Genomic DNA, 25622 nt, shown 5'->3' on the forward strand with positions numbered 1-25622 from the left:
GCGCGTGACAGCATTCGACCGGGCTCGTGTCGAGGCGGCCGTGCACGACATTCTCATCGCCATCGGTGAAGATCCATCGCGCGGCGGCCTCGATCGAACCCCGGCCCGTGTAGCCGACGCCTACGAGGAGTTCTTCTCCGGTCTGGGCGTCGACGCCGTGTCGATGCTCGGTGACACCTTCGCCGTGCCCGAGGGCGCCGAGGCCGAGCCCGTTCTGGTGCGCGACATCGAATTCCGCTCGGTGTGCGAGCATCACCTGCTCCCATTCACCGGTGTCGCCCACGTGGCGTATGTTCCGTCGAATCGACTCATCGGCCTCGGGCGCATCGCGTCTGTGGTCGACGCCCTCGCATCACGGCCGCAACTGCAGGAACGACTCGGAGACGAGATCGCCTCCGTGATCGAGGACGGCGTCGACGCCCGCGGTGTTCTCGTCGTCCTCGACGCTCAGCACGACTGCGTCAGAACACGAGGGCCACGGCAGACACGCAGTTCGACCGTGACGGTGTCGAGTCGCGGTACGCTGTCGCAGCCCGCGGAGCGCGCGGAGCTGATGAGCCTGATCGGAGCCACGACGTGAGAACGAGCGACGTGAGTGCAACCGGCCCGACCGCCCACGGGGGTGGCCGACCCGCGTCCGTTCGCCGCCGCATCCGGTCGTCGACGGCCGCGCGCGGAGTGCCGCTCACGGGCGAGCGCACCCTGATCATGGGCATTCTGAACGTGACGCCCGATTCGTTCAGCGATGGTGGGCGGTTCAACACGCTCGACGCGGCTCTCGAGCACGCTGCCGATCTCACAGCGCAGGGCGCTGACCTCATCGACATCGGCGGAGAGTCGACCCGACCCGGGGCAGAGCGTGTGCCGGTGGCCGAAGAACAGCGCCGGGTGCTGCCGCTCGTACGCGAGCTCGCGCGCGGCGGCATAGCGGTGAGTGTCGACACGATGAACGCGGCGACCGCTCTGGCAGCGGCGCACGCGGGCGCGGCCGTCATCAACGATGTCTCCGGGGGACTCGCAGATCCCGACATGACCCGCGTCGCGATCGAGACGGGCCTGCCTTTCGTGGTGATGCACTGGCGAGGTCACAGCGCCGAGATGGCTGCCAAGGCGAGTTACGCCGATGTGGTCTCCGATGTGCGTCGCGAACTGGAATACCGCGTTGCCGAACTCATCGTGCGCGGGGTCGATCCAGCCAAGATCATCGTCGACCCCGGTATCGGCTTCTCGAAGAACGCAGAACACAACTGGGCCCTGCTGGGCCACTACGGCGAGCTGGCCTCCCTCGGACTGCCGGTGCTCGTCGCGGCATCGCGCAAGGGATTCCTCGCCCCGCTCGTCGCCGAGGGTGCTGCTCCGGATGCGCGGGACGCGCCGTCGGCCGTCGTCGCAGCGATCGCGGCCTCGCAGGGTGCCTGGGCCGTGCGCGTGCACGACGTTGCCCAGACGCGCGCCGCCCTCGACGTAGCCGATGCGTGGCGAAAGGGCGCCCGATCATGACCCACGACCTCGTGCCGATCGACGAGCTCGACACCCTCACCCTCACGGGCCTCGAGGTTTTCGCGCACCACGGCGTATTCGACTTCGAGCGCGCCGACGGCCAGACCTTCCTCCTCGATCTCACCGTGTGGCTCGACACCGCACCGGCGGCAGAGGGTGACGATCTCGCTCAGACCCTGCACTACGGCGAACTGGCCGTCGAGGTCTCCGAGGCTGCGGCTTCGGAGCCGGTCGACCTGATCGAGACGCTCGCCGAGCGCATCGCGACGCTCGTTCTCGCGCATCCGGTCGCTCGACAGGTCAGAGTCACGGTGCACAAGCCCGACGCACCCATCCCCGTGCCCTTCGCCGACGTCTCGATCACCATCGTGCGGCCCCGCGGTCGTCTCCGCACAGCGAACGCCGAGGAGGCGCGATGAGCGCGCACGAGTTGGGTGGCACCCGCGCCGTGCTCGCTTTCGGAAGCAACCTCGGCAATCGCGGAGAGACGATCAACGACGCGATGGCCGAGATCTCTGCGTTGCCCGGTGTCGTGATGATCGGAGAGTCCAGCCTCTACGAGACCGTGGCCGTGAAGCTCCACGGCATCGACCCCGATGCCCCCGCCTACCTCAACGCCGCAGCGATCATCGAGACCACGCTGGCGCCGCACGCGCTGCTCGACGCACTCAATGAGATCGAGCTGAGGCACGGCCGGGTGCGCGAAGAGCGCTGGGGAGATCGCACGCTCGACATCGACGTCATCACCTACGGAGTGCTCGAACTCGACGACGAGAGACTCACGCTGCCGCATCCGCGGGCCTGGCAGCGCGACTTCGTGCTCGCCCCGTGGCTCGAGCTCGATGCGGATGCGACGATTCCCGGCCGTGGCCGGGTCGACGTACTGCTCGCGTCGACCGACGACACGGCCCGCCGAACCCGATCGGAGTCGATGTGAAGCGCACCACCCCGTTCCCTGTGATCGCTCTCGCGCTGGCGGGCGCCATTGTCGGGTTCCTCCTGCAGATCGGCCTCGCGTCTGGCGGCAGGCCGATCCTCGTTCCGCCGGTTACGCTGCCGATCACACTCGCCGCTGCCGCGGCCCTCGTACTCGCCTTCGCTATTCCCGTCTACCGAGCCATCCGCGGGCCGGTCCGGCGCGAGGTCAACCCGTTCAGAGCGATGCGGGTCGTGGTGCTCGCGAAGGCGTCGAGCCTCGTCGGCAGCCTCGTGGCCGGGTTCGGGCTGGGATGCACGATCTATGTGCTCTCGCGCGCGATCGTTCCCGAGGTCTCGTCGCTCTGGCTCTCGATTGCCAGCGCTGCTGGCGGAGTGGTGCTGCTCGTCGCTGGTCTCATCGCCGAACAGCTCTGTGCACTGCCGCCCGACGACTTCACCCCGGAGACCTGACATGTCCGACCCTACGAACGTCGCCGGTCACGATGCGCAGCACCCCTCCGACTCCTCGCCCGTCACGAAGCGCGTCGAGATCGGCGGCGATTGGCGACGCGTGAGTCCCAAGTACATCGGTGTCGAACTCGTCGGCGTCGCCCTCTTCGGAGTGGTGGCCATCGGCGCGACCGCTGTCTTCGCGCTCACCAAGTGGTTCGCGGAGCCGCTCGGATGGATCCTGGTCGGTGTGGCCGTCGTCGTCACGCTCGTGATGTTCGTCATCGCTCCGCGGCGCGTGCGTTCGATCGGCTATCAGCTTCGCGACGATGACCTGCTGTTCCGGCGCGGCATCATGTTCCATCGCGTCGTCTCGGTTCCCTATGGCCGCATGCAGCTCATCGACATCAACAGGGGGCCGGTCGCCCGCTTCCTCGGCCTCGCCGAGTTGCGATTCGTCACGGCCGCGGCGGCCACCGGCGTCACGATCCCCGGTCTCGCAGACGCCGATGCCGACGCGCTGCGCGACGCCCTCGTATCGCTTGCCGAGACGCGCCGGGCTGGGCTGTGACAGAGCCCGTCGCTCCACCGTTGCCGGGCGGCGGCGACTGGCTGCGTCTGCATCCGGCGACTCCGCTTCTCAAGGGAGGCATCGGCCTCATCGCGGTTATCGGCTTCGTTTTGGCGAACGTGCGCGAGCGACTCGTCGAGATGTTCGTCGGCGGCCCCGATAGCGGCGACCTGTTCGATGAACTCAACAGGCGCGGCCACCTCGGCTGGGCGATCGCCATCGTGGTCGGGGGTCTCGTTCTCGGTGTCGCGGCCTTCTATCTCTCGTGGCGCATGCACACCTACCGCATCAACGACGAAGCGGTCGAGGTGCGGAGCGGCATCCTGTTCCGCACCCATCGCCAGGCGCGGCTCGATCGCATCCAGGGCATCGCCATCACGCGCCCGTTCATCGCGCGCCTGTTCGGCGCAGCCCGGCTCGAGCTGAGCGTCGCAGGGCAGGACGCGAAGGTGCAGTTGGCGTATCTGCGCGGCAGCGACGTCGATCGACTGCGGCACGACATCCTTCTGCTCGCTTCGACCAGACGGGCAGAAGAAGGCGCGGGCGCCCCGGCATCGGATGCCTCCGGCTCGGCCGGCATCATCGGCCGGCGGGTCACGGAATTGCTGGCCCCTGAGCTCGATCCTTCTGAGGCTCCGCCGGAATCCGTGGTTCGTATCTCGCCGCTGCGGCTCGCGGGATCGCTGTTCGCAAGCGGCGCCACGATCTTCACGATCGCCGGCATCGTGGCCCTCGGCGTGCTGGCTGCGAGCGGCCGTGAGCTTGGGTTCGTGTTCCTCATCGTGCCCGCGATCCTCGGTAGCGCCGGATACTTCGCTCGTAAGGTGACGCGCTCACTGCGATTCTCGATCGCTGCGACACCCGACGGCGTGCGCGTCGGTTACGGACTTCTGACCACGTCGAATGACACTCTCCCGCCCGGTCGGATCCATGCGATCGAGGTTTACCAGCCTCTGCTGTGGAGGCCGTTCGACTGGTGGGCGATCCGCATCAACAGGGCGGGTCACGCCTCGAGCGGCTCCGGCAGCCAACCGGCGACGACGATGCTGCCGGTCGGCACCCGAGCCGACGTCGACAAGGTGCTCGGTCTGCTCCTTCCAGGGCTGGCGAGTGCCGACACCCGGCATCTGATTCTGGCCGGGATGGTGTCGTCGGGGCCCACCCCGGGCTTCGCCGTCGACTTCGTTCCCGCTCCGCGTCGCGGCCGATGGCTGCGTCCGTTCTCGTGGCGGCGCACCGGGTACGCGCTGGCGGGCGACGCGGTTCTGCTGCGCAAGGGCCTCGTATGGCGGCAACTCGTCGCGGTGCCGGCGGCACGCATCCAGAGCCTTCGTATCGAGCAGGGGCCGCTCTCGCGCGCCCTCGACCTCTGTTCTCTGACCCTCGACACTGTCGCCGGGCCTGTCTCCGCGACCCTGTCGGTGCTCGACAGGGCTGGCTCGATCAGCGCGTTCGACGCCATCAGTCGAGCGGCGACGGCGGCGGGTGCCCTGGAAGACGGCTCGCGCTGGGCGAACGGCACGTCGTTCGGCGGCCCCGGCTCGGCAGACCCTCACCCGCAACGACCGGAGGATGTTCGGTGAATCCTGCACAACGAAGTGGACGGCTCGGAATCGGCATCGTCGGCGCCGGACGAGTCGGCCCTATCTTGGGCGCCGCGCTTGCGGGCGCGGGCCACGCTCTCGTGGGCGTTGCCGCGATCTCCGATGAGAGTCGCGAGCGGGCCGATGCCATTCTTCCGGGAGTACCGATCCTCGAGATCCCGCAGCTCATCGAGCGCAGCGAGTTGGTCATTCTCGCGGTTCCCGAGTCGGAACTCGCGACGCTGGTGCAGGGGCTCGCCGACACGGGCAGCTGGCAGGCCGGCCAACTCGTCATGCACACGGCTCCAGGGGTCGGCGTCGGCGTACTCGCGCCGGCGCTCGCGCAGGGCGTGATTCCGCTCGCCGTGCACCCGGCCATGCAGTTCACCGGGGCGAGCGTCGACATCGCGCGGCTCGTCGGCACCTGGTTCGCTGTCACGGCGCCGGGCCCGGTCCTTCCGATCGGCCAGGCCCTGGTCGTCGAGATGGGCGGCGAACCGGTGGTGGTGGCGGAGAACGACCGCAAGGCCTATGCGGAGGCCATCGAGACGGCGACGACCTTCTCGAGCGCCATCGTCGACCAGGCGACGAGCTTGCTGTCGGGCATCGGCGTTCCCGCGCCCGGACTGGTGCTCGGCCCCCTCGTGCGGTCGGCCGTCGAGAACGCGCTGCACCGCGCGCGCGGCGACGACACAGGAACCCACTTCGACTCGATCGGTGGCTGAACCGCGGGATCACGGGTCTCGGACAGGCACTAGCATCGAGGGTGGCGGCGAGCGGAACCTGCGCCCGTCGTCACGATTAAGGAGTCCCCAGTGACCGAAGTAGCCGATTCGATCGCGGGCGTTCGAACCCTGATCAGCGATGCAAAGAAGGCGCTAATTGCCGAGGGCATCGCCTCTCCGACGGTCTCTCTCGTTCCCACGATGGGAGCGCTGCACGATGGTCATCTCGCTCTCGTCGACAAGGCGCGCGAGCGGGGTCACATCGTCGTGGTCTCGATCTTCGTCAATCCCACGCAGTTCTCGGCCTCCGAAGACCTGCAGCGCTACCCGCGTGATCTGCAGTCCGACCGTGCGATCCTCGATGGCTCGGCACGAGAGGGCGATCGATCGATCATCGTGTTCGCGCCGTCGGTCGACGACATGTATCCGAACGGCCCGACGCAGACCACTGTCACCGCCGGTCGTGCGGGCTCGACGCTCGAGGGCAGAAGCCGTGCGGGTCACTTCGACGGTGTGCTCACCGTCGTGGCGAAGCTGCTCAACATCGTGGCCCCCGACACTGTCTTCTTCGGCCGCAAAGACGCCCAGCAAGCGTTTCTCGTGGGGCGCATGATCGCCGATCTCGACTTCACCACCGCCATCGAGGTCGTGGCGACCGTGCGCGAGAACGATGGTCTTGCACTCTCGAGCCGCAACCGGTTCCTCGATGAGAAAGAGCGTCGCGCATCCCTCGTGCTCTCGCATATGCTCGAGGCCGCCGAATCGGCCGCCGACAGGGGAATCGACACGGTCATCGCGGCCGCCCAGTCTGTGGCCATGGGCGAACCCCTGGTGCAGGTCGACTATCTCGCGGTCGTCGATCCGGGCACCTTCCTTCCTGTCGACGACGACTACCGGGGCAAAGCCGTCGTGCTCGTCGCGGCGCGCGTCGGAACCACGAGACTCATCGACAACGAGACCATCTACCTCGGCTGAGCGCCGGGGTTCGCCGAACGCACCCGGTAAACTCGTGTGCGAACCGAGGAGAGATTCGCCCGCATGAGTGACGCACCCAACGACCACGAGCTGACCGACGACGAGCAGCGGGCCGAGGTCGCGGAACAGAAGCTCGTGCGCTTGGCCAAGCGCGACCGACTCATCGCATCCGGAGCAGGCGCCTACCCCGTTTCGGTGCCCATCACGACGACGATCCCCGCTCTGCGCGAAAAGTATGGCGAGCTCGTCGCAGACGACACGACCGGCGACATCGTCGGCGTCGCGGGCCGCGTCGTCTTTGCTCGAAACACCGGCAAGCTCTGCTTCGCGTCGCTGCAGGCCGGCGATGGCAGCCGCATCCAGGCCATGGTGTCGCTCGCGCAGGTCGGCGACGAGTCGCTGGCCGAGTGGAAGGAGCTCGTCGACCTCGGCGACCACGTCTTCGTCTCGGGCGAGGTCATCTCGAGCCGCAGAGGCGAACTCTCGATCATGGTCGCCGAGTGGCAGATCGCCTCGAAGGCCCTGCTGCCTCTTCCGAACCTGCACTCCGAACTGAGCGAAGAGACCCGGGTGCGCAGCCGCTACCTCGATCTGATCGTTCGCGATCAGGCGCGCGAGGTCGTGCGCACGCGGGCCAAGGCCGTCGCCTCGCTGCGCCAGACCTTCGCCGAGCGCGACTACATCGAGGTCGAGACCCCGATGCTTCAGACGATGCACGGCGGAGCCTCGGCGAGGCCGTTCGCCACGCACAGCAACGCGTTCGACACCGAACTGTTCCTGCGCATCGCACCAGAACTGTTTCTCAAGCGCGCCGTCGTAGGCGGCATCGACCGGGTCTTCGAGATCAACCGCAACTTCCGCAACGAGGGCGCAGACTCCACACACTCGCCCGAGTTCGCCATGCTCGAGTCATACGAGGCGTATGGCGACTACAACACCATGGCCGAACTCACGCAGACGCTCATCCAGAACGCGGCTCTCGCGGTCGCCGGGTCGCACGTCGTGACCTGGGCAGACGGCACCGAGTACGACCTCGGCGGCGAGTGGGACCGCATCAGCATGTACGGCTCGCTGTCGGATGCGGCCGGAATCGAGATCACACCCGAGACCTCCGTCTCCGAACTTCAGGCGCTCGCCGACCGAGAGGGCGTCGAGGTGCATCTGCCCAACCACGGCAAGCTCGTCGAAGAGCTCTGGGAGCACTTCGTCAAGGGCGGGCTCACCAGGCCCACGTTCGTCATGGACTTCCCGCTCGAGACCAGTCCGCTCACCCGCGCCCACCGCTCCGTACCCGGCGTCGTCGAGAAGTGGGATCTCTACATTCGGGGGTTCGAGTTGGCGACCGCCTATTCCGAGCTCGTCGACCCGGTCATTCAGCGCGAGCGCTTCATCGAGCAGGCGCGGCAGGGTGCCGCGGGAGACGTCGAGGCGATGCGCCTCGACGAGGAGTTCCTGCGTGCGCTCGAATTCGGCATGCCGCCTTCGGGTGGGCTGGGCATGGGTATCGATCGATTGCTGATGGCCCTGACCGGCCTCGGTATCCGAGAGACCATCCTCTTCCCCCTGGTCAAGTAAGGTCGGCATCATGAGCTTCTTCGGCGGAAACAAGAATCCTCTCGACGACGAGGGCAAGAAGAAAGACGGCCGAGTCAGCAACTCCAGACTGTTCGTGTGGATCGTCGTGACCGCCGTCGCGCTTTATCTCATCGGCACCGGCGTCTACGGAATCATCACCAAGGGCAGCTGAGCTGGTCGACCGCAGAGGGCTTCTCCTCGGCATCGGCTGCTAAACTCGCGGATCATGGATGACTTTCTCGCCGGGCTGGGCGCCCTCGCCCCCACTGTGCTCGTCGGACTCGTCTTCTGGCTCGTGATGTTCGTGATTCTCCGCGCCGACAAGCACGAACGCCGCGCCTTCTCGAAGATCGAAGCAGAAGAGCGAGCCAAGCTCGCCGCGTCGAGCGCTGCCCCGATCGACGCCTCCGCGCCCCGCAGCTGAACGACGCGTTCGTCGTCTCCTCGGGGCGGCCCCGACACGCTACGGTTATCGTCGGGGCAGTAGTCGAGGGGAGCCATCCGTGTTCGGAATCAATGCCGCGGGCTGGATTCTCATCTTCGGCGTGCTCGTCGACTTTCTCGTGCGCGTCACCGCGATCATCGTGGTTCCGCGCAATCGCCGACCTGCCACGGCGGTCGCCTGGCTCATGGCCATCTTCTTCCTGCCCTACATCGGTGTGCTCACGTTCCTGCTCATCGGCAGCTACAAACTGCCCAAGAAGAGGCGCGACAAGCAACAGGCGATCAACCAGTTCATTCTTGAAACGACCGAGGGCATCGACCTCGTCACCAAGAACCACGCGTGGCCGCCTTGGCTCGAATCGGTGGTCGAGCTCAACCGCAATCTCGGAGCGATGCCGCTCGTCGGCGGCAACAACGCCAGCCTCATCGGAGACTACGCCCGCTCGATCGCCGCAATGGCTGCTGATGTGGGCAAGGCGCGCCGCTACGTTCACGTCGAATTCTACATCATGTCGTACGACACGGCGTCGGAGGCGTTCTTCGATGCTCTGGGAGCCGCCGTCAAGCGCGGCGTCACCGTGCGCGTGTTGCTCGACCACATCGCATCCATCAGATCGCCGCATCACCGCAGAACGACCAAAAAGCTCACCGAGCTCGGCGTTCAATGGTTGTTCATGCTGCCCGTGCAGCCGTTGCGCGGCAAGTACCAGCGCCCCGACCTGCGCAACCACCGCAAGCTGCTGATCATCGACGGCAAGATCGGCTACATGGGGTCGCAGAACATGATCGACCGCAGCTACAACAAGCGGGGCAATATCCGCCGCGGCTTGCAATGGCAAGACCTCATGACGCGCCTCGACGGCCCGATCGTCGCCGGCCTCAACGCTATTTTCATCACCGACTGGTACAGCGAGACCAACGAGTTGCTGATGCGCGAGACCGACCCGATCACTCCCGACGTGGTCGAAGAGGCGCCCGATTCGCTCGACTGCCAGGTTGTGCCGTCGGGCCCCGGGTTCGAGGGCGAAAACAATCTGAGGCTCTTTCTCGCACTGCTCTACTACGCGCAGAACCGCATCATCGTCACGAGCCCGTACTTCGTTCCCGATGAGGCGATGCTCTACGCCATCACCACGGCGACGCAGCGCGGAGTCGAGGTCGAACTGTTCGTGTCGGAGATCGGCGATCAGGGTCTCGTCTATCACGCCCAGCGCTCGTACTACGAGGCCCTGCTCCGTGCTGGAGTGCGCATCTACATGTACCAGGCGCCCTACATTCTGCACGCCAAGCACTTCACGATCGACGACGACGTGGCGGTCATCGGATCGAGCAATATGGACATGCGATCGTTCAGCCTAAATATGGAGGTCTCGCTCATGGTGCGCGGCCGTTCGTTCGTCTCTGAGATGCGCGAGATCGAAGACGGCTACAGAAAAGTCAGTCGCGAACTCACCCTCGATGACTGGCTCACTCAGCCACTGCGCTCGACCATTCTCGACAACCTGGCCAGACTCACCAGCGCCCTGCAGTAGCTCAGCGCCGACGCGGCAGAAGCCGCACGGTCGGCAGGGCAGGCGCAGGGAGGGCCGAGCCCGTGTATCCGTGGCCATCTCGTGTACCGGGGTCGCCATGCGTGCTGATGAAGCGCGGCGCGTGCGCATCCACCTCGCCTGAGCCGATCGCCTCGGCCTGCCACGCGGTGCGGTAGGCCACGATGTCTTCGTGGGTGCGGCCCACGAAGTTCCACCACATCACGATCTGCTCGCCGAAGGGCTCGCCGCCGATCAGAATGAGGCGGGCGTCGTCTTCACCCGTTTCGATGGTGAGGGTGGATGCGCCGTGCTCGATGAACGCGAGTTGGGTTCGGGCGAGCTGCGTGCCGTCGATGGTCGCTGACCCTCTGTCGACCAAAATGCCGTGTTCGTCGCGCGGGTCGACCGGGAGTTCGATGCGCGCGTGCTTCGGAAGATCGAGTTGTGCTGCGAGCACACGGGTGAATGTGGTGGCCGTGGCGGATGCCCCGGCGACGGTGCCGAGGAAGACGGTGATCGTGGCGTCTCCGAGCGCGCTTACCGCGGCCGGGTGGCTCTCGAAGAACGGCTCTACCTCACGGGAATCTTCGGGCAGCGCCAACCACAGTTGCACCCCGTGCAGAAGAGTCGTATTCTCGGTCGACACCTCGGAGTGGCTGATGCCTCGCCCGGCAGTCATGAGGTTCAGTTCGCCCGGTCGTACGAACGCGTGGCTGCCGACACTGTCGCGATGCTCGATCTCGCCGTCGAACAGCCAGCTCACCGTCTGCAGCCCTGTGTGCGGGTGGGGTGGAACCACCATGCCCGCGCTCGTGCGCACGTCGGTGGGGCCGTAGTGGTCGACGAAGCACCAGGCGCCGATCATGCTTCGTTCCCTGCTCGGCAGGGTGCGGTGCACGGTCATGGCTCGTGGGCCGCCGAGCGGCACCTCTCGCGGCGCCAGGATCGTGACGAGGCGCGGCTCCGTGCCGAGCAACTCGTCATCATCGCCGATGAGGAGCTCGTTCGGATGCTTCTCGAGATTGCTCACAACTGAAGCCTATGCGCCCGTCGATGCAGGCGTATCGACAGCGGCGACATCATTGCGCCGCGCTGATAATCTGGCGGTGCCGCCGGGGGATTCGTGCGGCATCAGGCAACGATCCTCTGGGGGACATCATGGACTACTCGTACGAATATCAGCCCGATCCGATCGGCACCACGCTCAGCCTGATCTTGGCCGTCATCGCGATCGTGGGGCTCTGGGCCACATTCGTCAAGGCCGGGCGTCCCGGTTGGGCCGCTATCATTCCGATCTTCAACATCTACACACTGGTGAAGATGGCCGGGCGTCCCGGATGGTGGACGATCCTGTTCTTCATTCCGATCGTCAACATCGTGATCCACATCATCGTGGCCCTTGATGTCGCCAAACGCTTCGGCAAGAGCGGCGTCTTCGGATTCTTCCTTCTCTTCGTTCTCGGCTTCATCGGGTACCCGATCCTCGGCTTCGGCAAGGCGCAGTACACCGGCGCTCCGAACGCCTAGCCAGGCATACAGGCAGGCTCACGAGACGGTCTTCGTCTCGTGAGCCTGCCGATATGTGGTTCGGCAGCCGCTATGGCGTCGGCATGCCACCGTTCACGTGCAGGGTCTCGCCCACGACGTAGCTGGATTCGTTCGACGCGAGGAAGACGTAGGCCGGGGCCAACTCCGCCGGCTGTCCCCACCGGCCGAGGGGAGTCTGCTCTCCGACGCTGGGCAGCTTCTCGGGCGGCTGACCACCGGCGGTCTGCAGGGGCGTCCAGATCGGGCCGGGTGCGACGACGTTGACCCGGATTCCCTTCGGAGCCAGCTGCTGGGCCAGGCCCTTGGAGAACGTGTTGATCGATGCCTTCGTGGTGGCGTAGTCGACGAGCATCTCGCTGGGCGAGTAGGCCTGGATCGACGAGGTGTTGATGATGGCCGAGCCCGGCTTGAGGTGGGGCAGCGCAGCCTTGGTGATCCAGAACATGGCGTAGACATTCGTCTTGAACGTCTCGTCGAACTGATCGTCCGAGACCTCATCGAGTGTCTCGCGGAACTGCTGCTTGCCCGCGTTGTTCACGAGGATGTCGAGGCCGCCGAGGCCCTCGACCGCCGTCGCGACGAGCTCGCGGCAGAAGGCTGCATCGACGATGTCGCCGGGGATAGCGATGGCCGTGCGTCCGGCCTCTTCGATCAGGCCGACGATGCGCTGGGCGTCCTCTTCCTCCTCGGGCAGGTAGGAGATGGCGACGTCGGCGCCCTCACGGGCGTAGGCGATCGCCACGGCCGCTCCGATGCCGGAGTCGCCTCCGGTGACGAGAGCCTTGCGGCCGGAGAGGCGACCCGAACCGCGGTAGGTCTTCTCGCCGTGATCTGCCTTGTCTTGGAGTTTTGCGTCGAGACCCGCGCCCTCTTGATACTGCGCTTCCGTGTCGATGTCGGCGTACATCGTGGTGGGGTCCTGGAGTGTGTACTGGTCAGTCATACCTCCAGGCTAGGCATCCGGTGGATGGCGCCCCGGGGTGGTTGCGCCATAGCGGTCACGCATGGTTCACTCGCGCCCGCGGGCGCTAAAAAAGCCGGCCCCGGGAATGATCCTGGGGCCGGCTTTTCGTGCAGGGCGTGTGTTACGCGTTTCCGCCCGAGCGACGAGCCGAGAGGACGCTCGTTCCAGCGAATGCGAGAGCACCGAAGGCGAGGGCTGCCAGCGCGGTCAGCGCCAGGGGAGCCACATCGCCCGAACCGGTGTTGGCCAGGCTCGCGGGAGTCTGCGGGGTGTCCGCCTTGGCGACGCCACCGTCGAGGGTGATCGCCGTGACGACGCGGCCGAAGGCGTCGTACGAGGCGAGCGTGTGCGGCTGGGTGGTGTACTCGACCGGAACGACGTAGCTGTAGGAGCCGGCGGCGATGGTCGAAGCGCTGATGAAGACCGGGTCGCTGTAGCCGTAGTTGTTCACGGCGACACCGTTCAGCGTCTCGCCGGTAGCAGCCAGTGCGACGTCGGAGAAGGTGACGGTGAACGCCTCGCCCTTGGTGAACGACGTGGGCGCGAAGTTGAAGTCGGCGATGGGCTGGAGCTTCTCCAGGTCATCCGAGTTCGGAATGACCGGGGCGGGAGCCTCGCCGACGAGCACGGGCTGGCCGTCGACGATCTCGTAGTTGACGGTCGCGCCGCGGTAGATCGCCGCGTTCGGAGTGTAGGAGCCGGTTTGGGCCAGATCGGCAGAGGGTGCACTGCTCTGTTCGGTCGACACCGAGACCGGGCCGGAGAAGTTCGTGATCTCGACCTTGCCATCTTCATTCGTGGTCGCGGATTTCGGGAGGAACTTCGTGGATCCGGGGACCTCTGCGATGACGGTGACGGTTACTCCTGCGGTATCACCGACATCGATGGTGATCGTTCCGCTGTTCGCGGCGATGATCTCACTGTCTGACGGTGCGGCGGATGCGCTCGTGGCGCCGAGAGTGAGGCCGAGGCCGACGATTGCAACGGTTGTGGCGCCGGCAATACCCGTGCGCAGGGCTGCTGAATTAAATGTCATGAGTGATGGAACTCCCCGAGAGCTGTGATGGCCGAATGAGTACCTCGGCAGCAACGCCGCGGTTCGGGTCAATTCTGTGGGGGTTGTAAGCAAACGTCAAGGTTTTGGGTCTATGTCTTTTGACCGCTGCTCGAGCTCAGTCGCCTGCAGGCACAGCGCAGACCGCCTCGCTTACAGCGATGGCCTCATCCTCCGCCGTCGAGCCATTGCCCGTGGGCTCGCCTGGCGACCCGCTCCCAGACGTACCGTCGGACGTCTCTTCCGGAGTCGGCGCGAAGAGTGACGGAGGATCGGGCAGCGGCTTTTCGGCCAGTGCCGCGGCGATAAGGCGGGCGACGAAGTCGAGGTCGGGAAGCAACGGATTGACCCGTGGTTCGTCGAGCTCGATGCGCCCGAGCGGGTAGTTCTTCGCCCGGACAGCCAACTCGCCCAGTCGACCGAGCGAGGCGCGGGGGATGTCCGTCTCGATCAGATCGTCTCCCGCGTCGAGGATTCCCGTTCCTATTCGGAGTATGGCAACGGGGTCGCTCTGGGAGAACAACGCTCGCTGCAGGCAGCCCTGACGCTGCAATCGTTCGGAATCACTCGAGTTGAAGCGAGAGCGCGCGAACCACAGGGCGGTTTCGCCGTCCATCCGCTGTACCCCGGTAGGGATGTCTCCACCCGCCACCGTCGGGGCGTCGCCTTCCGCGTTGGGCACGCCTGTGCGCGGGACCGGCTTCTTCACGTCAATCTCGACCCCGCCCAGCGCGTCGACGAGCTGAACGAAACCCTGCATTTTGACGACGACGAAGGCTGAGATGGAGAGTCCGGTGTACCCGGTGACCGCCTCGGTCAAGGCCGCCATTGCCGGATTGTCGGAGTCGGGGAAGAGTTCCGGATGCTCCTGGCCGTAAAGATAACTGTGATTGATATTGCATCCGGTGCTGCAGAAATTCCCCTCGGGATAGACGGATGCCAGCGCGGAGCCCGCAGGGAACGGAAAGTTGATGGTGCTTCGAGGGATCCCGATGACGACCGTTCTGCCGGTGGACGCATCGACGCTCACGATCGAGATGCTGTCGGGCATAGTCGCCGAGCGGTCTGGTGCAGTGTCGGCACCGACAAGAAGGATGTTGATGCGACCATCGGTCGCTTCGAGGCCGGCGCCGTCGGCGAAGAGGGCGTCCACACGGCGGCTTTGCTCGTCAGTGACAGCGGCCGCTCCGGCAAACGCGCCGGCGCCGAGCAGCGCTGCGACGGTCGCGGTGGCCACCACGGCACGAAAGGGAAGGGGGCGGCGCACGAGGTGGCGCACCAGGTGGGCGACAGTGGCCAGGATGACGGCGCACCAGACGAGCGCGACGAGCGACAGCATGGTCAGTGCCCCGGGGCCGGCGAGAAGGCCTGCCAGCCATGCGGGATCGAGTACTGCTGTGATGGCTGCTGCTATGACGGCGGCCACGGCCGGAGTGGTCGCGCACAGCAGGATACGACGTGCTGCCGTGACGCCGACCAGGAGATGTCCCGAGCCGGGCACGACCACATCGAGCACAATCGCGGCCAAGGCTCGACCGAGACTCGAGCTGGTTGCGGATTCTCGGGTAGTGGCGCTCACCCTTCAGGCCCTTCTGCGCGCCGACAGCGACGACGTGTTACGACTGGTCACGCCGAGGGCGAACAGGGAGGTTTTTGTTCGCGCCGGTGCATAACATCAATGTATCGGACGCCATCCCTGCCCTGGTGTTCAAGGAGACAGACATGTTTGAGAGATTTACCGACCGAGCTCGCCGCGTCGTCGTTTTGGCCCAAGAAGAGGCCAAGATGCTCAACCACAACTACATCGGCACCGAGCACATCCTGCTCGGACTCATCCACGAGGGGGAGGGCGTAGCCGCTAAGGCACTCGAGTCGCTCAACATCTCGCTCGATGCGGTTCGCGAGCAGGTTCAAGACATCATCGGTCAGGGCCAGCAGCAGCCCACCGGTCACATCCCGTTCACCCCGCGCGCCAAGAAGGTGCTCGAGCTCTCGCTGCGCGAGGCTCTGCAGCTGGGGCACAACTACATCGGCACCGAGCACATTCTGCTCGGACTCATCCGCGAGGGCGAGGGCGTCGCAGCCCAGGTTCTCGTGAAGCTGGGCGCCGACCTCAACCGGGTGCGCCAGCAGGTCATCCAGCTCCTCTCTGGCTACCAGGGCAAGGAGCAGGTCGCCGTTGGCGGAAACGACGCCACTCCCGACAAGGGTTCGCAGGTTCTCGATCAGTTCGGTCGCAATCTCACGCAGGCTGCGCGCGACAACAAGCTCGACCCGGTGATCGGGCGCGAGAAAGAGATCGAGCGTGTGATGCAGATCCTGTCGCGCCGCTCGAAGAACAACCCTGTTCTGATCGGTGAGCCCGGGGTCGGCAAGACTGCCGTCGTCGAGGGCCTCGCCCAGGCCATCGTCAAGGGCGACGTTCCCGAGACGCTGAAAGACAAGCAGCTCTACTCGCTCGACCTCGGATCGCTCATCGCCGGTAGCCGTTACCGCGGAGACTTCGAGGAGCGCCTCAAGAAGGTCACGAAAGAGATCCGTACCCGCGGAGACATCATCGTCTTCATCGACGAGATCCACACTCTCGTGGGAGCTGGAGCAGCGGAGGGCGCCATCGACGCCGCGTCGATCCTCAAGCCGCTGCTGGCTCGAGGCGAGCTGCAGACGATCGGTGCGACCACCCTCGACGAGTACCGCAAGCACTTCGAAAAAGATGCCGCCCTCGAGCGTCGCTTCCAGCCGATCCAGGTAGCCGAGCCGTCGCTGGCGCACACGATCAACATCCTCAAGGGGCTGCGTGACAAGTACGAGGCCTTCCACAAGGTCTCGATCACCGACGGCGCCATCGTCTCGGCCGCGAACCTGGCCGACCGCTACGTGGCCGACCGCTTCCTGCCCGACAAGGCGATCGACCTGATCGATGAGGCCGGCGCCCGCCTGCGTCTCTCGATCCTGTCGGCGCCTCCGGAGCTGCGCGAGTTCGACGAGCGCATCGCTGGCGTGCGCGGCCAGAAAGAGGCCGCGATCGAAGACCAAGACTTCGAGAAGGCGGCGAGCCTGCGCGACGAGGAGAAGAACCTCCTCGGCGAGCGGCTTCGCCTCGAGAAGCAGTGGAAGTCGGGCGATGTCAAGACGTCCGGCATCGTCGATGAGGGTCTCATCGCCGAGGTTCTGGCCCAGGCCACCGGTATCCCGGTGTTCAAGCTCACCGAAGAGGAGTCGTCGCGACTCGTGTTTATGGAGCGCGCGCTGCACCAGCGTGTCATCGGCCAGGAGCAGGCCATCGAGGCGCTCTCGCGCACGATCCGCCGCACCCGTGCCGGTCTGAAAGACCCGAAGCGCCCCTCGGGCTCGTTCATCTTCGCCGGCCCGACGGGTGTCGGAAAGACCGAGCTCGCCAAGGCGCTCGCCGAGTTCCTGTTCGACGATGAAGACGCACTCATCTCGCTCGACATGTCGGAGTACGGCGAGAAGCACACGGTCTCTCGACTGTTCGGTGCCCCTCCCGGATTCGTCGGCTTCGAAGAGGGCGGCCAGCTCACCGAGAAGGTGCGCCGCAAGCCGTTCAGCGTGGTGCTGTTCGACGAGATCGAGAAGGCTCACCCCGACATCTTCAACTCCCTCCTCCAGATTCTCGAAGAGGGTCGTCTGACAGATGGACAGGGTCGGGTGGTCGACTTCAAGAACACCGTCATCATCATGACGACGAACCTCGGCACGAAGGGCATCTCCGGAGCGCCCATCGGTTTCCAGAGCGACAGCAACGTCGAGACCACATACGAGCGTATGAAGGCGAAGGTGAACGAGGAGCTGAAGCGTCACTTCAAGCCCGAGTTCCTCAACCGCGTCGACGACACCATCGTGTTCCCGCAGCTGTCGAAGGGCGAGCTGCTGCAGATCGTCGATCTCTTCATCAAGCGTCTGCGCGACCGTCTGCTCGATCGCGACCTGTCGATCGAGCTCACTCAGAGCGCCAAGGAGCGCCTCATCGAGGTCGGCTTCGATCCGACCCTGGGTGCGCGTCCGCTGCGTCGCGCCATTCAGAACGAGGTCGAAGACCGCCTGTCGGAGCGCATCCTGCACGGCGAGCTCAATGCGGGTGACCACGTGCACGTCGACTTCATCGGCAACGAGTTCGTGTTCACCACGAGCCGTCGGCCCGGCGTCGACGACGAGTTGGCGCCTGCCGGCGAGATCGCGGCTTCGTCCGCGGCCGCAGCCGCATCCACCGGCCCGACCGACGCCGCCTAAGAGCGACACGTAACGAACGCGAATGCCGCGTTCCGATCACCGAACCCCGGTGTCGGAACGCGGCATTCGTCGTTCCATGCCGCGCTCGATCGTCCCTACACTGGGCGGATGCCAAGCCGTGTGCAGTTGCGCTTCTACCCCGCCCGTCGGCTCCTGGTGCGAGAACATCCGGTGGCCGTTCTCAGCACGATCGCCGACGTGTTCGTCTCCCGGGGGTTCCACCCGCCGAAGGCCATCGACGAGTCGACGATCGAGCTGGAGATCGGCTCGGCAGCGCGTGAGTTCTGGCTCGGCGACTCGATCCTGGCCGACGCAGCCCGGTTCGTCCTGCCCGCCCGCGCTCGGGCGCTCGTCGTTCACGGATTCGCCGTCGCCCAGGTGAATCCGTCCGAGTCGGCGGGCAGCGATCATCCGGAGACCTGGCTCACGGTCTCGGCGGTCAGCGGCCTCGAAACCCACGACGACGTCGTCGACGCCGTCGCCCAGTGCATTGCCCACTTCGCGAGCAACGGGCTGCTGGTGGATGCGGGTGAACCCATCAGCGCTCTCGAGCTTCCCGCCGATTCGCCGTGCAACCCCAAGGGATTCCGCGTGTGGCGGCGGTCGAGGCGACGGGGTTGAACGTCGCCGAGAGGGAATGGCCGGCGCGCCTCAGGCGTTGTGACGCTGTGGCCCATCCGTCTGAGAGAGAAGGCGCACCGTGGATGTTCTGAACTGGCTGTTCAACGCACAGCTGCACATCGGCGACCAGTCCATCCTGTGGCGTGAGGTTCTCGGCAACGTGTTCGGGCTGCTCAGCGCGCTGGGCGGGATGCGACGCAAGGTCTGGGCGTGGCCGGTCGGCATCGTGGGCAACGCCCTTCTCTTCACCGTGTTCCTCGGCGCCGTGTTCGGCACCCCCAACCCGGTGAACCTGCTCGGCCAGGCCGGTCGGCAGGTGATGTTCATCGTCGTGTCGATCTACGGCTGGGTGCGCTGGCAGCAGGCGAAGCACGACGGCGGGGCGGCTGTCAGCCCGCAGTGGGCCGGGTGGAAGAACAGGATCTGGCTCGTGGTGGCGCTGGTCGGAGGCACGGCGATCGTGACGCCGGTGTTCCAGCTGCTCGGGTCGTATGAGCCCGTCTGGGCCGACGCGTGGATCTTCGTCGGCTCGCTTCTGGCCACCTACGGAATGGCCAAGGGCTGGGTCGAGTTCTGGTTGATCTGGGTGGCCGTCGACCTCGTCGGCGTTCCGCTGCTCGTGTCTGCCGGCTACTACGCCTCGGCGTTCATGTATGTGTTCTACGGGGCGTTCACGATTGTGGGCTTCATCGTCTGGGCGCGCGTCCGTCGGGGCGAGAGGCTCACGATCGAGACGCGCTTTCCTGATCCCACAGTGCACACCGATGGCCCGAACTGGCAATAGGCTGGTTCGATGCCTGAAGTGACGAAGCCCGCCCCCACCTTCACGGTGCGGCGCGCGCAGACGAGTGATGTGCCGTGGATCAAGGAGCTCGTGGAGCCCCTCGTTCAGCGACGAATCCTCCTCGGCAAGGAACTCGTCGTCTTCTACGAAGCGGTGCAGGAGTTCTACATCGCCCTCGACGACGAGGGCAACCGCATCGGCTGCGGAGCCCTGCACGTGTTCTGGGACGACCTCGGCGAGGTACGCACTCTCGCCGTAGCCGACGATTGGCTCGGCAAGGGCGTGGGCCATGCCTTGCTCGAGGCTGTGGAGCTCGAGGCTCGCCGTCTCGGCCTCACCCGGCTGTTCTGCCTCACATTCGAGGTCGGATTCTTCGAGCGCAACGGGTTCAAGGCATCGCCGCTGGGCCTCGTCGATCCCGACGTCTACTCCGAGCTGGTTCGCTCGCCCGACGACGGCGTCGCCGAGTTCCTCGACCTCGCCCGCGTCAAGCAGAACACGCTCGGCAATACCCGGATGCTCAAGCACCTCACCTCGTAACATCCCGAACATAAAGGGCGGGTAGCCTGCTGCCATGTCTCCCTATCAGGTCTGTGTCTGCTTCATCACTCGCACAGACGACGGGGGAGCGCGGCAGGTGTTGCTCGGCCGCAAGAAGACGGGGCTGGGGCTCGGCAACATCGTGGGGCTCGGCGGCAAGATCGAACCGGGCGAGACTGCCCTCGAGGCGATCGTGCGCGAGATCGAAGAGGAGTCGAGCCTGATCGTCGAGCCCGCGGCGGTGAGCGAGGTGGGCTTCATCCGCTATGCCTTTCCGCACCGCGAGAACTGGAGCCAGGATTCGACGGTCTTCGTCGTCGACGGCTTCTCGGGCACTCCGATGGAGTCGGACGAGGTGGTGCCCGCCTGGTACGACGTCACAGACCTGCCGCTCGACGAAATGTGGGACGACGCCAAGTACTGGCTGCCCCAGGTTCTCGCCGGAGAGACGGTGCACGCGAGCTTCACGTTCGGTGAAGACCTGAAGACCGTCTCCGAGTCGTCGTTCGACGCCGCGTGACGACGCGAAACGAGTATCCTCGACGATAGGGTCGGGTGCTCGCAGCCGGCTCACGAATATCGTTCGATCAGCGTTGATTGGCACCTTTTATGACGAGTCCCTGGCTCGCGCAGCCCGAGGCTGCGTTGAAAACTCCCCGACCTCTGGTCCGGGCCTCCTGGAAGCGCGCGTTCGATAATCATCTTGATCCGGATCTGCCGCTCGCCTCGCTCGAGGTCGCCGAAGACGAGCTGGGCGACTATCGCCTCGCGCATCCGCTCGCCTCGGTGCTACCGGTCATCCGACGGCTTCTCGTGCGAGATGCCGACGACGACTCAGGGCTCCTGGTGGCGGTGGGGGATGCGATGGGCCGCCTTCTGTGGGTCGATGGCGACCGGGCGCTGCGGCGCCGGGCCGAGGGCATGCTCTTCGTCGAGGGCGCCGGGTGGGCGGAGAGCCGAGTGGGAACATCGGCTCCGGGAACGGCGCTCGAACTCGATCACGCGGTGCAGATCTCTGGGGGTGAGCATTTCAATCGACTGGCGCACGCGTGGAGCTGCACCGCCGTGCCCGTGCACGATCCCGAGACCCGGCGCATTCTGGGCATGATCGACATCACGGGCGGAACGCAGGCGGTCGACCCGCACACGCTGCCGCTGATGGAGGCGACAGCGGCGGCGGTGGAGTCGGAACTGATGGTGCAGCGGCTGCGGGCACTACGCGATCGGCCCGCCCCACGTCGCCCGACGCGACGCACCGTGACCGTCGCACGGCCCGTGCTGAGGGTGCTCGGTCGCGACACGGGGGAGCTCAGTTCGGGAACCACCCGCGTGGAGCTCTCGGCGAGGCACACCGAGCTTCTCACGCTGTTGGCATGGCATCGACAGGGGCTCTCGGCGAATCGTCTTGCGGAGCTCGTGTACACCGAGGGCGAATCGGCCGTGACGCTGCGCGCCGAGATGGTGCGACTGCGCAAGGCGCTGGCGGGCTCCCTCGACGGCCTCGGCCTCGAATCCCGTCCGTATCGGCTCACCCAGCCGCTCGAGTTGGATGCGCAGCACGTCGTCGGCCTGCTCGATCGCGGGGCGCACCGAGTCGCCCTGGCCACGGCCGTGGGTGCCGTGCTTCCGGGGTCGACCGCGCCCGGCATCGAGCAGATTCGCGAGGAGATTCGTGCGCGCATTCGAGAATCGGTGTTGAGCGATGCCTCGGTCGACGTGCTGCTGCAGTTCGCGCAGACGCCCGACGCCGCCAACGACACGGAGGTCTGGAGTGCGATCCTTCGACTTCTGCCACGCCGCTCTCCGAAACGCGCCGGCATCGTGGCGCATCTCGAGGTGATCAGCGGCTGATCAGGCGTCGACGAAGGTGCCCAGTGCGTGCCGGTAGCCGGCGCTGTCGTCTCGGGTGGCGGTGGTGACGAGCAGCGCATTCGCACCGACCTTCCTTGTGTGCGCGCCAGCACACGGAATGGCGACGACCCTCGTGAGGCCCGCTCGCCACGCGGGGATCACGGCCTCGAGATCGCGGCGCTCCGGGCTCTCGTCGAGACTCTTCGGCAGCGCGGCGTGGTGCGCATCCATCCCGCGTCTCGACCACTCCACGTATGCGTCGGTGTCAAACGCCTCCGGGCCCATCGCGTCGCGCCAGGTGGGGCCGAACATCCTGCCGATCAGCTCCAGCCGCTCGGCCGATCCGGCCGCCGTCTGTGAGACCGCGTCGAAGAGACCTGGGTCGACGTCTGTGCCCGCGTGGGCCAGGGCTGAGTGCCAGAGACGAGGCCACGCGCTCTCCCACTCGGTTCGGGTCTCCTGCACGATGCTGTTCTGCTGAGTGACCGCATGGCTGGCAGAGAGGAGGGGCGGAAGATCGTCGCCAGAGGGATTCAACTGGTAGGTCTCTCTGATCCACAAGAGATCCAGCAGTGCGCTGGGGTGATCCTCGATGGTGAGCACCATGTCGTGTGGCCACGGGTTTCCCTCGATCGGGTGGATTGATCGCATGTGTCCTCAGCCTTCACTATCCACGCAATCCTGCGTCGACTCGCAACGTACCGCAACCTTGCCGGGCGTAGCGTCGAAGGAGTCTGAACCACAGGCATCCGACAACGACGTCGAAAGGCACACACGCATGACTGTCTACGCGAACCCCGGAACAGACGGGGCCGTCTTCTCTTACAAGCCGCGTTACGACCACTTCATCGGAGGTGAGTATGTTGCGCCGGCCAAGGGCCAGTACTTCGAGAATCCAACCCCTGTCACCGGCCAGAACTTCACCGAGATCGCGCGCGGAACGGCCGAGGACATCGACCGTGCCGTCGACGCCGGGTGGAAGGCGTTCGACGCTTGGGGCAAGACCTCGGTCGCTGAGCGGGCGGTGATCTTGAACAAGATCGCCGACCGCATGGAGGAGAACCTCGAACTGCTCGCCGTGGCCGAGACGTGGGAGAACGGCAAGCCCGTCAGGGAGACGCTCAATGCCGACATTCCTCTGGCCATCGACCACTTCCGCTACTTCGCCGGTGCTATCCGCGCGCAGGAGGGTGGCATCTCCGAGCTGAACAACGACACGGTCGCGTATCACTTCCATGAGCCACTCGGTGTGGTGGGCCAGATCATCCCGTGGAACTTCCCCATCCTGATGGCGGTGTGGAAACTGGCTCCCGCGCTCGCGGCAGGAAACTGCATCGTGCTGAAGCCGGCCGAGCAGACTCCCGCGTCGATCCACGTGTGGCTCGACCTCGTGAAGGATCTGCTTCCTGCCGGAGTTCTCAACATCGTCAATGGCTTCGGCATTGAGGCGGGCGCGCCCCTCGCGTCGCACCCGCGCATCCGCAAGATCGCCTTCACCGGCGAGACGACCACCGGCCGACTCATCATGCAGTACGCCAGCGAGAACCTGATTCCCGTGACGCTCGAACTCGGTGGCAAGAGCCCGAACGTCTTCTTCGCCGACGTGGCCGACGAGAAGGACTCGTTCTACGACTCGGCTCTCGAAGGGTTCACCTTCTTCGCCCTGAACCAGGGAGAGGTCTGCACCTGCCCATCGCGTGCCTTGGTCGATGCGTCGATCTACGACGGTTTCGTCGGCGACGCCCTCGAGCGCGTCAAGCTGGTCAAGCAGGGCAACCCGCTCGACACCGACACGATGATCGGCGCCCAGGCATCGAACGACCAGCTCGAGAAGATCCTCAGTTACATGGACATCGGCAAGCAGGAGGGCGCGAAGCTGCTCATCGGCGGCGAGCGCAGCGACCTCGGCGGCGAGCTGAGCGGGGGCTACTACGTGCAGCCGACCGTCTTCGAGGGCGACAACTCCATGCGCATTTTCCAAGAAGAGATCTTCGGACCGGTGCTCGCGCTGACGAAGTTCAACGGCTACGACGAGGCGATCGAGATCGCGAACGACACCCTCTATGGCCTGGGCGCCGGGGTGTGGAGCCGCAGCGGAACCCAGCTGTACCGCGCGGGCCGTGCCATCCAGGCCGGGCGGGTGTGGTCGAACACGTATCACCAGTATCCGGCGCACGCGGCGTTCGGCGGCTACAAGCAGTCGGGTATCGGGCGTGAGAACCACCGCATGATGCTCGATCACTACCAGCAGACCAAGAATCTGCTGGTGAGCTACGCGAACAAGGCGCAGGGATTCTTCTGATGCCTCGTTCGATGCGCTCATGAGCCCGCGCGTCGAGGTGACAGATGCCGCAGCTGACATGCTGCGGCACCTGGCCACCACGTATGGCCCGCTGATGTTCCACCAGTCGGGCGGATGCTGCGACGGATCGAGCCCCATGTGCTATCCGGTCGGCATGTTCCGCACCGGTGGCTCGGACGTGCTGCTGCAGACCCTCGAGATCGAGGGCCTCGACCCGATCGAGTTCTACATGTCGGCCAGTCAGTACGAGTACTGGAAGTACACGCATCTCACGGTCGACCTCGTCGATGGACGCGGAAGCGGCTTCTCGGTCGAGGCGCCGGAGGGCAAGCGCTTCATGATCCGCTCCAGGCTGCTCACCGACGGTGAGCTCGAGGAGTACGGGGTAGAGGCGCGGAGCTAGGCGTGTTGGGCGGAGATTCCGGCGGTCCGAGCGGCAGAGAAGCTCGGATGCTCGAAATCTCCGCCCGAGATGCCGTTCGGGTTTGGCATCTCCGCCCGAAACGGGAGGAGATCTGCGTATCCGACGTAAATACAGCAGCGGATGCACGAATCTCCTCCCGTTCTACGCGTGGGCGACGGCAGCGTCGTTCACGCGCTCCGGGAACAGTGAGGTGCTAGTTGCAGTTCGACTTCCAGATATACGGCAGGTCGATCCAGAGGCCGTTTCTCTCGCAGTTCCACCCACCGATGAGCTGGGAGCCTCCGGCGAGAAAGACACCGACGAGTGCGCAGCTCACCTTGCTCAGGTCGAAGGTGCCACACAGGGAGGCCGCGCCGATTGCAGCTCCGGAGACGACGATCCATTTCACGACTGCTCCACTGATGTGGAACCAGTGGTCGGAGGGGATGAAGCGATTCCACCAGTGCTTGTCCTCGGTGATACCGGACGGGTCGGCGGCGGGGGCCGACGGGGTGGCGATGACCGAACCCTTCAAGTCGTCATACGCTTCGGCTTTCAGCGCAGGGTCTGCTTCGAGCTGGGCTTGTGCCGAGTCTGCCTGCTGCTGCTGCGCTGGCGTCAGGTCGATCCAGTTGTCGATGTGGTGGCCGTTGACCGTGATGCCTGTGCTGGCCGCGGCCTCGAGTTGGGCATCGGTGATGGCACCGGACTGAAGGTCGGTCATCAGGCTTCCGCGCTCGATGGACTGCTCGACGGCGGACTGCGGGGTCTTCTCTGCAGCGAACGCCATATCGGCGGGAACCGACAGGACGAAACCGAGAGACGCGACGGCGGCGACGGCGACGGATGCCAGGAGTAATCGCGGCGACATCTTGGCGGTCTTGGAGAGAGTGAACATTCGGGTGATCCTTTTCTCAGGGAGGCGAAGGCCGCCTCGCGTTGAGAGTAGAAGTCCCCGACAGTCCAAAGACCGATGGTTTTGCAACGGCACGATGAACGCCCAATGTTAATCAGACGATCGTCTAACGGAA

General features: G+C 65.6%; 28 protein-coding genes. 22 read left to right on the forward strand and 6 right to left on the reverse strand.

Annotation, left to right across the window (positions count from 1 at the left end; all coding sequences use genetic code 11):
- Positions 1–4 precede the first annotated feature (4 nt).
- The 13 genes from folE to cls all read left to right on the forward strand — a co-directional run bounded on the left by folE (position 5) and on the right by cls (position 10273).
- Positions 5–580, forward strand: coding sequence for a GTP cyclohydrolase I (gene folE, locus B9Y86_RS07840; RefSeq protein WP_085484678.1), 576 nt, complete (start codon positions 5–7; stop codon positions 578–580).
- A 128-nt stretch (positions 581–708) separates the two neighbouring features.
- Complete coding sequence (folP, locus tag B9Y86_RS07845) at positions 709–1500, forward strand: dihydropteroate synthase (RefSeq protein WP_085485338.1); 792 nt, start codon at positions 709–711, stop codon at positions 1498–1500.
- Positions 1497–1919 carry a dihydroneopterin aldolase gene (gene folB, locus B9Y86_RS07850; RefSeq protein ID WP_085484680.1) on the forward strand — a complete coding sequence of 141 codons (423 nt, stop codon included), beginning with the start codon at positions 1497–1499 and terminating at the stop codon, positions 1917–1919. Before folP ends, folB begins: the two co-directional genes overlap by 4 nt.
- Positions 1916–2437 carry a 2-amino-4-hydroxy-6-hydroxymethyldihydropteridine diphosphokinase gene (gene folK, locus B9Y86_RS07855; protein WP_085484682.1) on the forward strand — a complete coding sequence of 174 codons (522 nt, stop codon included), beginning with the start codon at positions 1916–1918 and terminating at the stop codon, positions 2435–2437. Before folB ends, folK begins: the two co-directional genes overlap by 4 nt.
- Complete coding sequence (locus tag B9Y86_RS07860) at positions 2434–2889, forward strand: DUF3180 domain-containing protein (protein WP_085484684.1); 456 nt, start codon at positions 2434–2436, stop codon at positions 2887–2889. Before folK ends, B9Y86_RS07860 begins: the two co-directional genes overlap by 4 nt.
- Position 2890: 1 nt before the next feature.
- A complete protein-coding gene (locus tag B9Y86_RS07865) occupies positions 2891–3439 on the forward strand; it encodes a PH domain-containing protein (RefSeq protein WP_085484686.1) in 549 nt (182 codons plus the stop codon).
- Positions 3436–5022 (forward strand): PH domain-containing protein, encoded by a 1587-nt coding sequence (locus tag B9Y86_RS07870; protein ID WP_085484688.1) that lies wholly within the window; start codon positions 3436–3438, stop codon positions 5020–5022. Before B9Y86_RS07865 ends, B9Y86_RS07870 begins: the two co-directional genes overlap by 4 nt.
- A complete protein-coding gene (locus tag B9Y86_RS07875; RefSeq protein ID WP_085484690.1) occupies positions 5019–5747 on the forward strand; it encodes a Rossmann-like and DUF2520 domain-containing protein in 729 nt (242 codons plus the stop codon). The genes B9Y86_RS07870 and B9Y86_RS07875 overlap by 4 nt, the downstream gene beginning before the upstream one ends.
- A gap of 90 nt (positions 5748–5837) precedes the next feature.
- Entirely contained in the window at positions 5838–6722 is an 885-nt protein-coding gene (gene panC / locus B9Y86_RS07880; RefSeq protein WP_244894680.1) for a pantoate--beta-alanine ligase, read from the forward strand.
- Positions 6723–6785: 63 nt separating this feature from the next.
- Entirely contained in the window at positions 6786–8297 is a 1512-nt protein-coding gene (gene lysS, locus B9Y86_RS07885; protein WP_085485340.1) for a lysine--tRNA ligase, read from the forward strand.
- 10 nt (positions 8298–8307) lie between these two features.
- The gene (locus tag B9Y86_RS17540) at positions 8308–8469 is read left to right on the forward strand and encodes a hypothetical protein (protein ID WP_176223301.1); all 162 of its coding nucleotides are present in this window, start codon (positions 8308–8310) and stop codon (positions 8467–8469) included.
- 54 nt (positions 8470–8523) lie between these two features.
- A complete protein-coding gene (locus B9Y86_RS07890) occupies positions 8524–8721 on the forward strand; it encodes a hypothetical protein (protein WP_085484694.1) in 198 nt (65 codons plus the stop codon).
- Between the two features lie 88 nt (positions 8722–8809).
- Positions 8810–10273, forward strand: coding sequence for a cardiolipin synthase (gene cls / locus B9Y86_RS07895; RefSeq protein WP_085485343.1), 1464 nt, complete (start codon positions 8810–8812; stop codon positions 10271–10273).
- 1 nt (position 10274) lies between these two features.
- Here cls and B9Y86_RS07900 read toward each other — a convergent pair whose 3' ends face one another.
- Positions 10275–11303 carry a pirin family protein gene (locus B9Y86_RS07900; RefSeq protein ID WP_085484696.1) on the reverse strand — a complete coding sequence of 343 codons (1029 nt, stop codon included), beginning with the start codon at positions 11301–11303 and terminating at the stop codon, positions 10275–10277.
- A gap of 128 nt (positions 11304–11431) precedes the next feature.
- Here B9Y86_RS07900 and B9Y86_RS07905 point away from each other — a divergent pair, with 128 nt between their 5' ends.
- Positions 11432–11800: a DUF5684 domain-containing protein gene (locus B9Y86_RS07905; RefSeq protein WP_085484698.1), complete on the forward strand. Its 369-nt coding sequence runs from the start codon at positions 11432–11434 to the stop codon at positions 11798–11800.
- A gap of 70 nt (positions 11801–11870) precedes the next feature.
- Here B9Y86_RS07905 and B9Y86_RS07910 read toward each other — a convergent pair whose 3' ends face one another.
- From B9Y86_RS07910 to B9Y86_RS07920, 3 genes are all read right to left on the reverse strand, one after another.
- Positions 11871–12764: a glucose 1-dehydrogenase gene (locus B9Y86_RS07910; protein WP_085484700.1), complete on the reverse strand. Its 894-nt coding sequence runs from the start codon at positions 12762–12764 to the stop codon at positions 11871–11873.
- A gap of 142 nt (positions 12765–12906) precedes the next feature.
- Positions 12907–13821: a hypothetical protein gene (locus B9Y86_RS07915; protein ID WP_085484702.1), complete on the reverse strand. Its 915-nt coding sequence runs from the start codon at positions 13819–13821 to the stop codon at positions 12907–12909.
- Positions 13822–13957: 136 nt separating this feature from the next.
- A complete protein-coding gene (locus B9Y86_RS07920; RefSeq protein ID WP_139824810.1) occupies positions 13958–15418 on the reverse strand; it encodes an LCP family protein in 1461 nt (486 codons plus the stop codon).
- Between the two features lie 143 nt (positions 15419–15561).
- Here B9Y86_RS07920 and B9Y86_RS07925 point away from each other — a divergent pair, with 143 nt between their 5' ends.
- The 6 genes from B9Y86_RS07925 to B9Y86_RS07950 all read left to right on the forward strand — a co-directional run bounded on the left by B9Y86_RS07925 (position 15562) and on the right by B9Y86_RS07950 (position 21886).
- Positions 15562–18090: an ATP-dependent Clp protease ATP-binding subunit gene (locus tag B9Y86_RS07925; RefSeq protein ID WP_055856139.1), complete on the forward strand. Its 2529-nt coding sequence runs from the start codon at positions 15562–15564 to the stop codon at positions 18088–18090.
- A gap of 108 nt (positions 18091–18198) precedes the next feature.
- Positions 18199–18711: a hypothetical protein gene (locus tag B9Y86_RS07930; RefSeq protein ID WP_139824811.1), complete on the forward strand. Its 513-nt coding sequence runs from the start codon at positions 18199–18201 to the stop codon at positions 18709–18711.
- 79 nt (positions 18712–18790) lie between these two features.
- Positions 18791–19495, forward strand: coding sequence for a nicotinamide riboside transporter PnuC (gene pnuC / locus B9Y86_RS07935; protein ID WP_085484708.1), 705 nt, complete (start codon positions 18791–18793; stop codon positions 19493–19495).
- Between the two features lie 9 nt (positions 19496–19504).
- Positions 19505–20035 (forward strand): amino-acid N-acetyltransferase, encoded by a 531-nt coding sequence (locus tag B9Y86_RS07940; RefSeq protein WP_085484710.1) that lies wholly within the window; start codon positions 19505–19507, stop codon positions 20033–20035.
- A gap of 34 nt (positions 20036–20069) precedes the next feature.
- A complete protein-coding gene (locus B9Y86_RS07945; protein ID WP_085484711.1) occupies positions 20070–20555 on the forward strand; it encodes an 8-oxo-dGTP diphosphatase in 486 nt (161 codons plus the stop codon).
- A gap of 89 nt (positions 20556–20644) precedes the next feature.
- Positions 20645–21886, forward strand: coding sequence for a helix-turn-helix domain-containing protein (locus B9Y86_RS07950; RefSeq protein ID WP_085484713.1), 1242 nt, complete (start codon positions 20645–20647; stop codon positions 21884–21886).
- On the opposite strand, the gene B9Y86_RS07955 is transcribed toward B9Y86_RS07950, so the two are convergent.
- Entirely contained in the window at positions 21887–22537 is a 651-nt protein-coding gene (locus B9Y86_RS07955; RefSeq protein ID WP_139824812.1) for a hypothetical protein, read from the reverse strand.
- 127 nt (positions 22538–22664) lie between these two features.
- On the opposite strand from B9Y86_RS07955, the gene exaC reads away from it, so the two are divergent.
- Positions 22665–24188, forward strand: coding sequence for an acetaldehyde dehydrogenase ExaC (exaC, locus tag B9Y86_RS07960; protein WP_085484717.1), 1524 nt, complete (start codon positions 22665–22667; stop codon positions 24186–24188).
- 19 nt (positions 24189–24207) lie between these two features.
- A complete protein-coding gene (locus B9Y86_RS07965) occupies positions 24208–24591 on the forward strand; it encodes a DUF779 domain-containing protein (RefSeq protein ID WP_085484719.1) in 384 nt (127 codons plus the stop codon).
- A 214-nt stretch (positions 24592–24805) separates the two neighbouring features.
- Here the strand turns inward: B9Y86_RS07965 and B9Y86_RS07970 are convergent, their stop codons facing one another.
- Positions 24806–25489 carry a hypothetical protein gene (locus B9Y86_RS07970; protein WP_085484722.1) on the reverse strand — a complete coding sequence of 228 codons (684 nt, stop codon included), beginning with the start codon at positions 25487–25489 and terminating at the stop codon, positions 24806–24808.
- Positions 25490–25622 lie beyond the last annotated feature (133 nt).

The sequence above is a fragment of the Agreia pratensis genome (genome assembly GCF_900177685.1).
Taxonomy (GTDB): Bacteria; Actinomycetota; Actinomycetes; order Actinomycetales; family Microbacteriaceae; genus Agreia; species Agreia pratensis.

What these genes read in the sequence shown, in the direction of transcription:
- folP (WP_085485338.1), top strand. Translation starts at nt 709, where the DNA reads ATGGGCATTCTGAACGTGACGCCCGATTCGTTCAGCGATGGTGGGCGG.
- folB (WP_085484680.1), top strand. Translation starts at nt 1,497, where the DNA reads ATGACCCACGACCTCGTGCCGATCGACGAGCTCGACACCCTCACCCTC.
- folK (WP_085484682.1), top strand. Translation starts at nt 1,916, where the DNA reads ATGAGCGCGCACGAGTTGGGTGGCACCCGCGCCGTGCTCGCTTTCGGA.
- B9Y86_RS07865 (WP_085484686.1), top strand. Translation starts at nt 2,891, where the DNA reads ATGTCCGACCCTACGAACGTCGCCGGTCACGATGCGCAGCACCCCTCC.
- lysS (WP_085485340.1), top strand. Translation starts at nt 6,786, where the DNA reads ATGAGTGACGCACCCAACGACCACGAGCTGACCGACGACGAGCAGCGG.
- B9Y86_RS17540 (WP_176223301.1), top strand. Translation starts at nt 8,308, where the DNA reads ATGAGCTTCTTCGGCGGAAACAAGAATCCTCTCGACGACGAGGGCAAG.
- B9Y86_RS07890 (WP_085484694.1), top strand. Translation starts at nt 8,524, where the DNA reads ATGGATGACTTTCTCGCCGGGCTGGGCGCCCTCGCCCCCACTGTGCTC.
- B9Y86_RS07905 (WP_085484698.1), top strand. Translation starts at nt 11,432, where the DNA reads ATGGACTACTCGTACGAATATCAGCCCGATCCGATCGGCACCACGCTC.
- B9Y86_RS07910 (WP_085484700.1), bottom strand. Translation starts at nt 12,764, where the DNA reads ATGACTGACCAGTACACACTCCAGGACCCCACCACGATGTACGCCGAC.
- B9Y86_RS07915 (WP_085484702.1), bottom strand. Translation starts at nt 13,821, where the DNA reads ATGACATTTAATTCAGCAGCCCTGCGCACGGGTATTGCCGGCGCCACA.
- B9Y86_RS07925 (WP_055856139.1), top strand. Translation starts at nt 15,562, where the DNA reads ATGTTTGAGAGATTTACCGACCGAGCTCGCCGCGTCGTCGTTTTGGCC.
- B9Y86_RS07930 (WP_139824811.1), top strand. Translation starts at nt 18,199, where the DNA reads ATGCCAAGCCGTGTGCAGTTGCGCTTCTACCCCGCCCGTCGGCTCCTG.
- B9Y86_RS07940 (WP_085484710.1), top strand. Translation starts at nt 19,505, where the DNA reads ATGCCTGAAGTGACGAAGCCCGCCCCCACCTTCACGGTGCGGCGCGCG.
- B9Y86_RS07945 (WP_085484711.1), top strand. Translation starts at nt 20,070, where the DNA reads ATGTCTCCCTATCAGGTCTGTGTCTGCTTCATCACTCGCACAGACGAC.
- B9Y86_RS07950 (WP_085484713.1), top strand. Translation starts at nt 20,645, where the DNA reads ATGACGAGTCCCTGGCTCGCGCAGCCCGAGGCTGCGTTGAAAACTCCC.
- B9Y86_RS07955 (WP_139824812.1), bottom strand. Translation starts at nt 22,537, where the DNA reads ATGCGATCAATCCACCCGATCGAGGGAAACCCGTGGCCACACGACATG.
- exaC (WP_085484717.1), top strand. Translation starts at nt 22,665, where the DNA reads ATGACTGTCTACGCGAACCCCGGAACAGACGGGGCCGTCTTCTCTTAC.
- B9Y86_RS07965 (WP_085484719.1), top strand. Translation starts at nt 24,208, where the DNA reads ATGAGCCCGCGCGTCGAGGTGACAGATGCCGCAGCTGACATGCTGCGG.
- B9Y86_RS07970 (WP_085484722.1), bottom strand. Translation starts at nt 25,489, where the DNA reads ATGTTCACTCTCTCCAAGACCGCCAAGATGTCGCCGCGATTACTCCTG.